The organism is Amycolatopsis eburnea, from assembly GCF_003937945.1.
Taxonomy (GTDB): domain Bacteria; phylum Actinomycetota; class Actinomycetes; order Mycobacteriales; family Pseudonocardiaceae; genus Amycolatopsis; species Amycolatopsis eburnea.
In genome coordinates, this window is record NZ_RSEC01000036.1 from 628,677 (window position 1) to 641,120 (window position 12,444).

The window sequence follows — 12,444 nt, forward strand, 5'->3', positions numbered from 1 at the left end:
CCTGCCCTGCCCTGGCCTGCCCTGACCTGACCTGCCCTGACCCTGTCCCTGACCATGGCTCCGGCTCCGGCTCCGGCTCCGGCTCCGGCTCCGGAAGCTTTGACTCCGATCCCGACCCGCCCCCAACCCCGCCCCCCGCTCTGACTCTGGCCCTGACTCCGGCTCCCAGCCCCAGCCCCGAGCACGGACACGGGCACGACTCTGATCTGGCCCTGACCTCGTCGACCACAACCAGCCGAACCTCTCGCGTTCGCCGGAACAAGCGCGTTCGGCTCGGCGCGGAGAGTGCACCCGAGACCGTTGATCACCTCGGAGAGCGGTGCTCTCGATTGGGAGCATCGAGCGCGAGGACACCGCCCACTCCCCGGAGCACTGCTTTCTACTTTGTGCACCACTCTCGCCTTGGTGCACCCTTGGGCCCCTGGCCGCACCTCCGCCGACCGCAAGCATCGTCGCGGCACGCCTTCACCACGACCTCGCCGAACTGAAGCTGCTCGTGCGGCCAGCCAGAAGGGCGACCACCGTGTTCGGCGCGAGCATCCGCGACCTCACCCTGGCGAGTCGCCACGACTCGGCGCGGCAAGCGGCGACACGGCATCCCCCCGAGCAGACCCGAGAGCAGTGCTCTCTATTCGGGACAACGCTCACCAACTAGCCGCTCACCGACCAGAGCAGTGCTCTCTACTTTGTGCGCCGCTCTCACCGTGGCACACTGATCACCATGACCGCGACCCGCACCGCCCGCGAACGCGCCCGTGCCGAACTGACCCAGGAGATCAAGGACGAAGCCCGCCGCCAGCTTGCCGACGTCGGCGCGCACGGGCTGTCGCTGCGTGCGGTCGCCCGTGAGCTGGGCATGGTCTCCTCCGCGCTGTACCGCTACTTCCCGAGCCGCGACCGGCTGCTGACCGACCTGATCGTCGACGCGTACAACGCGATCGGCGAGGCCGCCGAGAACGCCGACCCCGGCGAAGGCGAGCCCCGCGACCGCTGGCTGGCGATCTGGCACGGGACGCGCGACTGGGCCCGCGCCCACCCGCACGAGTACGCGCTGATCTACGGCTCACCGATCCCCGGGTACGAAGCGCCGCAGGACACCGTCGCGCCGGCGTCGCGGGTCGCGCTCGCGCTGGTCAAGGTGCTCACGAACACCACGGTGCGGGCGGCCGACGAGGTTCCGCCCGAGCTGCGTGCCCAGGCCGAGACGCTCACCAAGGCCCTCGGGATCATCGCCGGGCCCGAGACCGTGGCCCGCCTGCTGATGGCGTGGACGCAGCTGTTCGGCGCGATCAGCTTCGACCTCTTCGGCCAGTACGTCGGCAGCGTCGACCCGGCGGACGCGTTCTTCGCCCACTCGGCGAAGCGGATGGCCGAGTTCGTCGGCCTTTAGGCGGTACCGTCACGCCAGAGGCCAACGGAAAGGCGGGCGACGTGACGGGGTGGGCCGGGAAGGTCGGCAGGATCCGGGTGATCGGCACCGGGGTGATGGGACGCGGGATCGTCCAGCTGGCCGCGACCGCGGGCGTGACCGTCGAGCTGGCCGACGTGCGCCGCGAGGCCGTCGACGACGCGATCGCGTACGTCGGCGCGATGGTCGACAAGCTGGCCGCGAAGGGCAAGCTCGACGATCCACAGACGGTGAAGGCCCGGCTGGTCGCCGTGGCCGCGCCCGACGCGCCGGCGGACGGGGTCGATCTCGTCGTCGAGGCCGTGCGGGAAGACCTCGAGACCAAGCGGGCGCTGTTCGCCGGCCTCGAACGTGTCTGTCCACAGGAGACGGTGTTCGCGACCAACACCAGTTCGCTGTCGGTCACCGAGATCGCCGCCGGGCTGGCCGAGCCCGGGCGGGTCGTCGGGCTGCACTTCTTCAACCCCGTGCCGCTGATGCGGCTGGTCGAGGTCGTGCCCGGCGCGCGCACGCACGACTGGCTGCCCGGCCAGGCGCTCGAGCTGGTCCGGAGCTGGGGACATGAGCCGGTGCTGGCGAAGGACGCGCCCGGCTTCCTGGTCAACCACGCCGGTCGCGGGCTGAACACCGAAGCGCTGCAGATCCTGGCCGAGGCGCTGGCCGAGCCCGCCGACGTGGACCGCGTCGCCCGGGACGTGCTCGGGCTGAAGCTGGGTCCGTTCGAACTGCTCGACCTCACCGGGCTCGACGTCTCCCACGCCGTCCTGGAAAGCATCTGGAGCGGCTTCCACGGCGACCCGCGGCTGCGCCCGTCGTGGCTGACCCGCCCGCGGGTCGCCGCCGGGCTGTTCGGGCGGAAGAACGGCGAAGGCTTCTACTCCTACGTCGACGGCAAGCAGCAGGTCACCGAGGAGCCTGCCGCGCCGCCGAAGCCGTCGAGCCCGGTGTTCACCGCGGACGAGCACCTCGCCCGCGCGCTCTCGGCGGCCGGCGTGCAGGTGGTGTCCGACGCCTACCCGGACGCGGTCCTGCTCGTGCCGCTCTACGGGGAGTCCACAGTGGACGCGGCGGCCCGCGCCGGGCTGCCGCTGGACCGGGTCGCCGGCGTCGACCCGCTCGGCGGCTACGAACGCCGGCTGACGATGTCCGTCCACCCCGGACTCGACCCGGCGGCGGGCCGCGCCGCCTGGGGCGCGCTGGCGGCGACCGGCCACCCGGTGACCGTCGTGCGCGACGGGCCCGCCCCGATCGCCCAGCGCCTGCTGGCCTCGATCGTCAACACGGCGTGCTTCATCGCGGGCCAGCACCTCGCGACGCCGGCGGACATCGACACGGCGGTCCGCCTCGGCCTCGGCTACCCGCGCGGGCCGCTGGCCTGGGGCGACCTCGTCGGCGGCGACGTCGTGCTGCGCATCCTGCGCGGCCTCGCCGCGGCCACCGGCGACCCGCGCTACCGGCCGAGCCCGTGGCTCACCGAGCGCGTCGCACTCGGCCTCCCGCTGACGACGACCGGCACGACACCGGCGAACCTCTTGTCCTGAAACGAAAAGCGGGCCGCCCCGAGGGACGGCCCGCTTCTTCACCGATCAGTTCACCAAGGACGGTCGACGGCCCCGCCCGCGAGGGTGAAGGTGATGTAGCCGCCCTGGAAGTCGCTGCGGTACACCCCGTTCACCACGTACTCGTCCGACGTCGGGTAGCGCAGGTACGACCGCTCCCACCCGAGCGCCGCCCAGCGCTTGCGGATCTCGCCCTTCACCGCGTGCGCGCCGGTCGCCACCGTGTAGTAGATCGAGTGGCCGAGGCTGAAGTGGTTGTACCGGCCGATGCCGTCCGGCGTCACGCCTTCGTCGGTCGTCGGGTAGCCGAGCCCGCGCTCGTACCCGTACTCCGCCCACTTCTTCCGGATCTCACCGAAGATCGCGTGCGCGCCGGTCGCGTTCGTGTAGTAGATCGAACCGACGTTGCCACCCTTGATGAAGTGGTTGTAGCGACCCACACCATCCGGTGTACCGGATTCGTCGGTCGTCGGGTAACCGAGACCGCGCTCGTAGTCCAGCGCCGCCCACTTCTTCCGGATCTCACCGTAGAGCGCGTGCGCGCCCGTCGCGGCCGTGTAGTAGATCGAGCCCACGTTCCCGTTGTTGACGAAGTGGTTGTACTGCGCGACACCGTCCGGAGTGGACGCGGTGTCCGACGTCGGCGGGCCGAGGACGCTGTGGCCGCCGAACGCGACGTACTTGTCGAGCACCGGGCCGGTCACGAACTTCGTGCCGCCCACCGCGCTCCAGTACAGCCGCCCGTTCGCGTAGACCCGGTAGTGGACCGGACCATCGGTGACCTCGGGCGCCGTCGGCGCGCCCAGCTTCGCCTGCAGCGCCGGGTCGGCGTTGTAGCGCTGGTCGATCGGCGTGGCGTAGTTCGCCGTCAGGGTCATGTCGGTCGTGCCGACGGTGATGATCCACTTCTGGTCCGTCGGACCGCCCTGCCAGCCGGTGAACGTCGAGACGCCGTCGATGGCCAGCTTGCTCGCCTCGACGTCGAACGTGGCGCCCTCGGCGACCATCGCCGTGCTGACGCCGCCCTCGACCGGGATGCCGAGCGCCGCGGGCTGCGTGCTGACCAGGGTGAGGCGGTGTTCGCGCGGCCACGCCGTGTACGTCTTGGACGTCGTGACGCCCGCGCTGTCGGTCACCGACGCGGTGAACTCCATCCGCGAGTCCGGGTGCTCGGTGAACGGCGCCGCGAAGCTCGCCCCGGTCCCGCCGTCGCCCGGGTGGGAGTGGCAGGTCGCCTCGCTCGGGCAGTGCCGCACCGTGGTGGACCAGGTGATCGGCAGGGCGCCGTCCTCGGCGTCGGTCGCGGTGGCACTGAGCGAAACCTGCTGGTTGACCGCGAACGTCGCGGTGTCACCCGGCGTGGTGAGGGTGATCTCCGGGGTGTGGTTGCCCGGCGCGACCGCGATGCTGGTCGTGTCGGTGGCGCCCAGCGGGTCCCGGACGGTCAGCTTCGCGGTGAACGCCTCGGTGCCCGCCGCGTAGGCGTGCGACACCTTCGGGCCCGCGTCGAGGGCAGTGTTGCCGTCGCCGAAGTCCCAGTCGTACTTCAGCGTGTCGTTGTCGTAGTCGACCGAAGCGGAGCCGTCGAACGAAACGGTGCGGGTGTCCGGGTCGGTCACCGAGGTGGCCTTGGCGACCGGCACGGTGTTGTTGGCCGAGTAGGTCAGCCGGCGCAGGTTGCCGGACAGGATGTCGGCGTAGACGATGTCGCCGTTCGGGGCCGCCGCGAACTTGACGGGGCCGCCGATGTCGGTGAAGACCGGCGGGTTCTCCGGGGCCTGCGTGAGCTGACCCTGCTTGTCGTACTTCATCGTCCAGATCTTGTGCGTCACGTAGTCGCCGAAGAAGTACGAGCCGCGGTACGCCGCCGGGTAGCTCGATCCGTTGTAGACGATCCCGCCGCTGACGCTGTTGCCCTGCATCACGCCGTTGCCGTGCTGGTACTCGAACACCGGCGGCTGGTTCGCCACGCCGGCGCATTCCGCGAGACCGCTGTAGCCCGGCGTCGGGTGGTTGCCCTCCCAGCACGGCCAGCCCTGGTTCGCGCCGCGCTGCACGACGTCGACCTCTTCCCAGGTGCTCCAGCCGACGTCACCGGCGACCGGGAGGCCGAGGTTCGGGTCGATGCTGAAGCGGAACGGGTTGCGGAAGCCGCGCGCGAACACCTTGCTGGCGGTCGAGCCCGGGTTGGCCGCGTCGTAGTACGGGTTGGTCGCCACGCCCTTGCCGTCGGCGGCCAGGTGGAAGATCTTGCCGTAGGGCTGGTTGATGTCCTGGGCGCGCAGCGACGCCGGGTCCATCTTGGTGAAGTCGCCGTTGTCGCCGATGGACAGCCAGAGCGTCCCGTCGGTGGCCGCGACGACCTCGTCGATGCCGTGGACGTTGAAGATGCCCGGCACCTCGAACAGCGACTGCTCGCCGCCCAGGCCGGTCGGCGCGCCCGCCGCGTCCACGGTGACCGTGAACCGCGCCAGGCGCATCACGAAACCGCTGGTCTGGTTGATCGACCGCGTCAGGTAGATGGCGTGCGAGGTGGCGTAGTCCGGCGCGACGGCGAGCCCGACCAGACCCAGGTCCTCATTGGTCCGGACCGGCAGCTTCGTCAGCGACCGGCCCGCCGACCCGTCGGCCGACAGCCAGCGGACGGTGCCGTTCTTGCCGGTGACCAGCATCGAGTTGTCCGGCAGGTACGCGAAGTCGGTGAGTGGTTCTTGCCCCAGCCCGGCGCTGGTGTCCCGCAGCACGAACCCCTGCGGGAGCGCTGTCGCCGCCGTCGCCACCCCCGTGGCCACGACGGGCAGCATCGCCCCGGTCAAAACTGCCGCCACGAAGGCGTGACGGAGTGCGCGAAGTTTTCGCAAGGCCATTTGGCCCCCCTTCCCAAGCGATCACTTATCGCCCGAGCAGGGGGGCCAGTTGCACTCGGCGGAGTGAATTTATCGGACTGTGACCTACTGTCCGTATCTGCCGCTAACGCGTTACGGGACCACCTGCACGACGTCACCGACGTGCAACGTGTTGAAGAACTTCAGGGACGCGGCGGGCGACAGGTGGATGCAGCCGTGCGAGTACACCGAGAGGCTGCCGGTGTGGAAGGCGTCGCCCGGGTAGAAGAACACGGAGTTCGGCATCTCCGCGTTGTCGAACTCCTTCGACAGGTGCATCTTTTCCTTCGACAGCACGTGGAACGTGCCGGTCGGGGTCGGGTAGCCCTTGCGGCCCGGCAGCATCTTCACCGGCCCGTAGACGACCTTGCCGCCCTGCAGCAGCCACGCCTGGTGCGCCGAGATGTCGACGCAGGCGGCGGTGCCCGGCGCCGCGGCCGCCGCCGCGCACGGCACGCCCGGGTTCGCCGCGGGCGCCGGCTTCGGCTTGGGCTTCGGCTTGGTCGTCGTGGTCGGGGCCGCCTTCGACGTGGTGGGCGTCGGCGTCGCGCTCGACGTCGTGGGCGTGGGGGTCGGGGTGGCGCTCGACGTCGTCGGCGCCCCGCCGCCGGCACCGGCCGCGACGGCCCCGCCGCCCGCGTTCGGCCCGCCGGCCGCGGCCCCGCCACCGGAGCAGGCGGCCAGCACGAAGGCGGTGGCCAGCGCGGCCGCTCCCGCCAGAAGCCTCTTCACGATCCGGTACCCCCAGCTGTCTCGATCATCGCGTTTGGACATCGGTAAAGACGACGGTCACCCGGTAGAGGTTCGTCGGCGAAGGTCACGATTTGGGTCAACCCGTGGGTTGACGCCGGAATCCACCCGGGACCGGCCTCCGCGCCGACGAAACCGGGCCGCCGCCGGCCGAAGCTGGGAGCACCCGACGAACCGAGGAGCCCGGCCATGCCGACCGCCGCCCACGTCCTGCTCTACGCCGCCATCGCCCTGCTCGTGCTCTACCGGGTCGTCTACCGGCAGGTCCGCGGCACGCTGCTCGACCGCAAGTCGCTGGTCACGCTGCCGCTCGTCCTCGTCGCGGTCGGCGGCTACTTAACGCTGCAGGCGCTGCCCGGCACGTCCGCCGGCGAGCTCGGCCTGCTCGCCGTCGACCTGGTGGTGCTCGCCGGCCTCGGCGTCCTGCGCAGCACGACCACGACGCTCACCGAGCGCGACGGCACGACGTTCCAGAAGGGCTCGGCGATCACGATCGGGTTGTGGGCGCTGACCGTCGCGGTCCGGCTCGGCCTGGTGGCGCTCGGCACCGCGCTGGGTGTCGCGGGCCCGCTGACCTCGGCGTCGATCGCGCTCACCCTCGGCGTCAGCATCGCGGTGCAGAACGCGACGACCTACCTCCGCGTCCAGCGCCGCGGCCTGCCGCTGGCCGACCGGCGCCCGACCGCGCTCAGCCGCTGACGCGTCCCAGCATCCGCGCGTACATCCGGCCCGGGCTCGGCACCGACGGCGGCACCAGGAACCCGGGCAGCGGCGGCAGCCCGCCGACGAACCCGCCGAGCCGCTCGTACAGCTCGGCCGCGCCGGACGGCCGGGCGTCGGGCTCCTTCGCCAGCACCTCGGCGAGCAGCGCGTTCAGCGGGTTCGGGACGCCCCGGACCGGCGGCGGCAGCTCCTTGACCTGCCGCTCGAACACCGCGTACGCGGTCGGCCCGTCGAAGAGCCGCCGCCCGGTGAGCATCTCGTGCAGCACGCAGCCGAGCGCGTAGAGGTCGCTGCGCGGTTCGGCACCGCCCCGCTGGATCTGCTCGGGTGCCATGTACGACGGCGTGCCCAGCAGCTGCCCGGCCCGCGTGAACTGCGCGGCGTCGGCTTCCCGCAGCACGGCGAGCCCGAAGTCCATCACCTTCACGCCGCCGTCGGGCCCGAGCATCAGGTTGGACGGCTTGAGGTCGCGGTGGCAGACGGCGAGCGCGTGCGCGGCGGTCAGCACCGCGCACGTCTGCGCCGCGATCGCCGCGGCCCACGGCACCGGCAGCGGCCCGTGCTCGGCGAGCAGGTCGGCCACGGTGACGCCGTCGACGAACTGCATGACCTGGAACAACCGGTCGTCGTGGGTGCCGTAGTCGTACAGCGTCGGCACGCCGGGGTGGTCGAGCGTCGCCAGGATCCGCGCCTCGCGGGCGAACCGGGCTTCCAGCTCTTCGTCGCGGCCCGGCAGCCGGAGCAGCTTGATCGCCACGCGCCGGCCCAGCCTGCGGTCGAACCCGCCGTGCACCGCGCCCATCCCGCCGCGGCCGAGCGGCAGCTCGTCGAGCTCGTAGCGGTCGGCGATCAGCATCCGTTCCCCTATCGGCCCGGGCGGAGCCGTCCTTCGACAAGTCCCGCGAAGCCTAGCCGGACCAGCTCACGGCCCGTTTCGGCCGCCTGGCGCAGGACGGTGTCGAACTCGGCGAGGCTCCGGAAGACCCGGCCGTACTCCCGCTGGACGGCGATCGGGACCCGCGGGATCCGCACGCGCCTGCCGTCGATCCGGGTCGACGCGGACGCGGCGGGCAGGTCGGCCGCGCGCAAGCAGCCGGCCAGGAATTCGGCGTCCAGCCGCGCGGCGTCGACGCGGTACACCGTGAGCCCGGCACCCACCGGCCGACGCGGTCCACTGTGGACGTACGCGATCCCGGTCACCGACGCCACGACGTCGCCCGCCTCGGCGAGCGGGTGCTCGGCGTCCGCGCGGGGCGCCGCGTGCCGGACCTCGACGACACCGGCCTTGACCAGCTCGCCGATCGTCGTGAACGCCGGCTCGCCGTCCGCCGCGGCCAACGGCGGCAGGTGCGGGACCAGCTCGGCGAACCGGCTCCGCACGGCTTCGAAGGCCTGCCCGGGATCCTCGTCGCTGGTGCGGCGGCGGGCCGGGGTCAGGTCGACGTCGTCGTCGAGCAGGTCGATGATCCGGACGCCGGATTCGGGGTGCGCGCGGAACTCCCGCCACATCTTGTCCACTGTGGACAGCTCGTCGCCCGCCTCGCCGAGCAGCACCGTGGACGGCGGGCGCTCGCCGGGAACCGGCCGCCGCAGCAGCCAGAGGTCGGGACCGGCCGGCGTCAGCGTGACGACGGCGCGGACCGCGCCCGCGCGCAGGAGGTTGCCGCGGATGCGCTTGCCGCTGCGCCGACCGGCCGCCGCGCCCGGCATCAGGATCGCCACCGCACCACCGGGTTCGACGTGGGCGAGGCAGTGCTGCACCCAGGCGAGCTCGGGCTCGCCTCGCGGCGGCAGGCCGTACTCCCAGCGTTCGTCGCCGACGAGTTCGTCGTGACCCCAGGCGCGTTCGTTGAACGGCGGGTCGCACAGCACGGCTTCCGCGGTCCGGCCGGCGAAGGCGTCCTCGCGCAGCGCGTCGACCGGGTGGACCTCGGCTTCGAGACCGCGCAGCCGCAGCCGCAGCGCCGCGATCGACGCCGTCATCGGGTCGCTGTCCTGCCCCAGCACGGTTTTCGCGCCGCTCGCCAGCGCGAGCGCGCCGAAGCCGCACGCGGGATCGAGGATCGTCGAGACCGGGCCGACGAGCCGCGCCATCAGTTCGGCGATCGGCTCCGGCGTGGCCGACAACCGCCGCGAATGCGCCTCGAAGTACCGGCGGCAGAGCAGTTCGAACGCTTCGACCGGGCCCGCGCGGTGCGTCATCTCACTGAGCAGCGTGAGCAGTTCGGGGTCGTCGAGCTCGCTGTCGAAGGTGTTGAAGATCCCGGCCTGGAAAGCGAAGAAGACGCCCGCGCGGTTGACGCGCTCGGCGAGGTCGAGGTCGTCGCCGAGGGCGCGCAGGCGCTGCCAGGCGCGTTCGCCCTCGCTCAGCTCGAACGGCTTGCCGCGGGCGGCGAACCAGCCGGCGACGGCGGACAGGCCGAACAACGGGCTCGAAGCCGTGCCGCCGACCGGCTGCGGGAAGTCCGGGTAGCGACGGCGCCAGTTGCTCACCGCGGCCCGGCCGACCCCGGCGAGCCGCGCGATGTCGGCCGCGCTGACCGTGGCGTCGTCGTCCATGGCGGGAACTCTATCGGAGGATGCTCCATTCAGCCGACATGGTTGTGAACTCAGTCAACCAATGCTTTCATGGGGAACATGACACACGATCGGTACGTCCTGCGGTACGCCGCGGGGTCGGACGTCGGGCAGCGTCGCCAGGTCAACGAAGACGCGGTGTACGCGAGTTCCCGCCTGCTGGCCGTCGCCGACGGCATCGGCGGCCAGCCGTACGGCGAGGTCGCCAGCGCGACCGCGGTGGACGTGCTGCGCGAGCTCGACGTCGACCTCCGGCGGCTCGACCTCACCGGGGTCGACCTGGCCGCGACGCTGACCGGCGTGGTCAAGTCGATCGACGAGCGCCTGCACGAAGTGGCCGCGCAGGAGCCGGAAACGACGGGCATGGGCACGACCCTGACGGCCCTGATCTTCGACGGCATCGACTTCGCGGCCGCCCACATCGGCGACTCCCGCGGCTACCTCCTGCGCGACGGCGAACTGCGCCGGCTGACCCGCGACCACACGCTCGTCCAGGCCCTGGTCGAAGACGGCCGGGTCGCGGCCGAGGACGCGGAGTCCCACCCGCGGCGGTCACTGCTGATGAAGGCGTTGCAGACGGCGGGTTCCGGCGCCCCGGACATCTGGACGTTCCCGGCCGCCGAGGGCGACCGCTACCTGCTCTGCTCGGACGGCCTGAGCGGCCCGGTCAGCGAGCCGCGCCTGCGCGAAGTCCTGTCGTCGGTGAGCGACCCGGCGGAGGCGATCCCGGAGCTGATCCGCCTGGCCAACGAAGGCGGCGGCCCGGACAACATCACCTGCGTGGTGGCCGACGTCACGCGCTGACCCACCTTCGAGCCACGGGATGGGCATCCGGTATCGTCTCCTGCGGAGGATTGGCCGAGCGGCCTAAGGCGCACGCTTGGAAAGCGTGTTGGGTTCACGCCCTCGCAGGTTCGAATCCTGTATCCTCCGCCGTTTGATCAGGCGAAACGCCGGGCCTCGTGCCCGGCGTTTCGTCGTTTCGGGGCCGAAAACCGCTGGCCCGCCCCGGATCGACACCCCTAACGTCCCTCGGGTGAGCTACGAACACCCGTTGGCCTACCTGATCGGCATCGAAGGCCTCGCCCTGCTGCGCGGCTTCACCGGCGAGTTCGACCGCGAGTTCACCGAAGCCCGCATCGCCGAAGTCCGCCGGCTCCTCGACGACGAAGCGCTCGCCGACGGCGTCGAAGTCGAACGGCTCGACACCGTCACGGGCTACGACCGCTGGGCCGCGACCTACGACAACCCCGCGAACGCCGCCTTCGCCCTCGATGAGCCGATCCTCGAAGAAATCCTGGAAGCGCTGCCACCCGGCGACGCCCTCGACGCGGCCTGCGGGACCGGCCGCTACTCGCGCATCCTCGCGCGGCGCGGGCATCGCGTGATCGGTGTCGACAGCTCGCCGGCGATGCTCGCCCAGGCGCGTGGCGGCGACTTCCGGCTCGGCGACCTCACCGCGCTGCCCGTCGCCGACGCCTCGGTCGACCTCGTCACCTGCGGCCTCGCGCTGACCCACGTCGCCGACCTCGGTCCCGTGCTCGCGGAGTTCGCGCGCGTGCTGCGGCCGGGCGGGCATGCCGTGCTCTGCGACGTCCACCCCGAGGCCGTCGCCCGCGGCTCGATCCCTTCGCTGCGCGGGCCCGATGGGCAGCCCGGGCGGCTCGCCTCGCACCGGCACCTCGTCGGCGACTACCTGCGGGCCGCGCTCGCGGCCGGGCTCACCGCGCTCCGCTGCGAAGAACCGTGCCCGCCGCCGAAGGACGCCGCGCCCGCGACGACCGAGCCCGGGCCGTGGGAGCTGTGGCCGTGGAGCCTCGCCGCCCTCGTGCCCGACGCGGCCCGGGCGGCCGGACGGAGCACGCCGGCACTGCTCGTCTGGGATTTTCAGCTGCCCGAAATGTGAAACCTCTTCGGTGCTGCGCTTTTCTCCACGGGCACGGCGAGTCACGAACAGGGCTGGGCGAAACGGGTTACTCCGGTCGCGCTACTCTCAGCCCCACCTCGCCCGCCCCTTGTCGAGAAAGGCCAGCAGTGGCACGAAAACCGCTCTGACCTGGGGTGGCGTTGGTCAGCGACTTCAGTGTGCGGTACTGGTGCCGGGACGACCCCCGCACAGACCGTGATCGGCCCGGCCCCGGACGTTCCCACGTCCGGGGCCTTGCTGATTCCGGGCCCGCGATCACTCGGCAAAGTCAGATGATCACGCTGAGTCGTTGGATCTGTTTCAATAGAACCGTCCCGCAAGACACCAGTGATTTTCGAGGAGTAGAGGCCCGATGGCCGGAGTCGAAGAGATCCGCGCTGGCATCGCGCTCGCCAACGAAAAGGCGTCCGCGAGCATCGCCGCTCTGCAACAGGCAGCGCAGTCTCTCGAAGAAGCCCAGCAGTCGCTCGCACAAGCGACTCAGGGCAGCAGCCAGCACGAAGTGAGCCAGGCGCACGGACTGCTGGCCGAAGCCCTGCAAGGCATCAATGGTCTGCAGAGCACCGTCCAAGCAAGCATTTCCTCAGCTGACTCCTACTCGGCGCGTCTCTAGCC

The 12,444-nt window shown here is 71.5% G+C and carries 10 protein-coding genes and 1 tRNA gene; 7 read left to right on the top strand and 4 right to left on the bottom strand.

From position 1 onward, the window contains the following. Nucleotides 1-721: 721 nt before the first annotated feature. Nucleotides 722-1,390: a TetR/AcrR family transcriptional regulator gene (locus tag EIY87_RS15570; protein ID WP_125308429.1), complete on the top strand. Its 669-nt coding sequence runs from the start codon at nt 722-724 to the stop codon at nt 1,388-1,390. A gap of 41 nt (nt 1,391-1,431) precedes the next feature. Then, nucleotides 1,432-2,949, top strand: a complete 1,518-nt coding sequence (locus tag EIY87_RS15575) for a 3-hydroxyacyl-CoA dehydrogenase (protein ID WP_125308431.1) — start codon at nt 1,432-1,434, stop codon at nt 2,947-2,949. A 50-nt stretch (nt 2,950-2,999) separates the two neighbouring features. On the opposite strand, the gene EIY87_RS15580 is transcribed toward EIY87_RS15575, so the two are convergent. Beyond that, nucleotides 3,000-5,834 carry a PQQ-dependent sugar dehydrogenase gene (locus tag EIY87_RS15580; protein WP_125308434.1) on the bottom strand — a complete coding sequence of 945 codons (2,835 nt, stop codon included), beginning with the start codon at nt 5,832-5,834 and terminating at the stop codon, nt 3,000-3,002. Nucleotides 5,835-5,945: 111 nt separating this feature from the next. Continuing rightward, complete coding sequence (locus tag EIY87_RS15585) at nt 5,946-6,584, bottom strand: L,D-transpeptidase (RefSeq protein WP_125308437.1); 639 nt, start codon at nt 6,582-6,584, stop codon at nt 5,946-5,948. 207 nt (nt 6,585-6,791) lie between these two features. On the opposite strand from EIY87_RS15585, the gene EIY87_RS15590 reads away from it, so the two are divergent. Next, entirely contained in the window at nt 6,792-7,301 is a 510-nt protein-coding gene (locus tag EIY87_RS15590) for a hypothetical protein (protein ID WP_125308439.1), read from the top strand. Here EIY87_RS15590 and EIY87_RS15595 read toward each other — a convergent pair. Continuing rightward, nucleotides 7,291-8,181, bottom strand: coding sequence for a serine/threonine-protein kinase (locus EIY87_RS15595; protein WP_125308441.1), 891 nt, complete (start codon nt 8,179-8,181; stop codon nt 7,291-7,293). The genes EIY87_RS15590 and EIY87_RS15595 overlap by 11 nt on opposite strands. A gap of 8 nt (nt 8,182-8,189) precedes the next feature. After that, complete coding sequence (locus EIY87_RS15600) at nt 8,190-9,884, bottom strand: HsdM family class I SAM-dependent methyltransferase (protein ID WP_125308443.1); 1,695 nt, start codon at nt 9,882-9,884, stop codon at nt 8,190-8,192. A gap of 78 nt (nt 9,885-9,962) precedes the next feature. Between EIY87_RS15600 and EIY87_RS15605 the strand changes: the two genes are divergently transcribed. The 4 genes from EIY87_RS15605 (at nt 9,963) to EIY87_RS15620 (ending at nt 12,442) form a co-directional block, all read left to right on the top strand. After that, complete coding sequence (locus EIY87_RS15605) at nt 9,963-10,706, top strand: PP2C family protein-serine/threonine phosphatase (protein ID WP_191984107.1); 744 nt, start codon at nt 9,963-9,965, stop codon at nt 10,704-10,706. 44 nt (nt 10,707-10,750) lie between these two features. Beyond that, a tRNA-Ser gene (locus tag EIY87_RS15610) sits at nt 10,751-10,835 on the top strand. 103 nt (nt 10,836-10,938) lie between these two features. Continuing rightward, nucleotides 10,939-11,808, top strand: coding sequence for a class I SAM-dependent methyltransferase (locus EIY87_RS15615; RefSeq protein WP_125308447.1), 870 nt, complete (start codon nt 10,939-10,941; stop codon nt 11,806-11,808). Between the two features lie 373 nt (nt 11,809-12,181). After that, nucleotides 12,182-12,442, top strand: coding sequence for a hypothetical protein (locus tag EIY87_RS15620; protein ID WP_003056176.1), 261 nt, complete (start codon nt 12,182-12,184; stop codon nt 12,440-12,442). Nucleotides 12,443-12,444 lie beyond the last annotated feature (2 nt).

Coding starts and splice junctions, on each gene's coding strand:
- EIY87_RS15570 (WP_125308429.1), top strand. CDS start 722: ATGACCGCGACCCGCACCGCCCGCGAACGCGCCCGTGCCGAACTGACC.
- EIY87_RS15595 (WP_125308441.1), bottom strand. CDS start 8,181: ATGCTGATCGCCGACCGCTACGAGCTCGACGAGCTGCCGCTCGGCCGC.
- EIY87_RS15580 (WP_125308434.1), bottom strand. CDS start 5,834: ATGGCCTTGCGAAAACTTCGCGCACTCCGTCACGCCTTCGTGGCGGCA.
- EIY87_RS15590 (WP_125308439.1), top strand. CDS start 6,792: ATGCCGACCGCCGCCCACGTCCTGCTCTACGCCGCCATCGCCCTGCTC.
- EIY87_RS15600 (WP_125308443.1), bottom strand. CDS start 9,884: ATGGACGACGACGCCACGGTCAGCGCGGCCGACATCGCGCGGCTCGCC.
- EIY87_RS15605 (WP_191984107.1), top strand. CDS start 9,963: ATGACACACGATCGGTACGTCCTGCGGTACGCCGCGGGGTCGGACGTC.
- EIY87_RS15620 (WP_003056176.1), top strand. CDS start 12,182: ATGGCCGGAGTCGAAGAGATCCGCGCTGGCATCGCGCTCGCCAACGAA.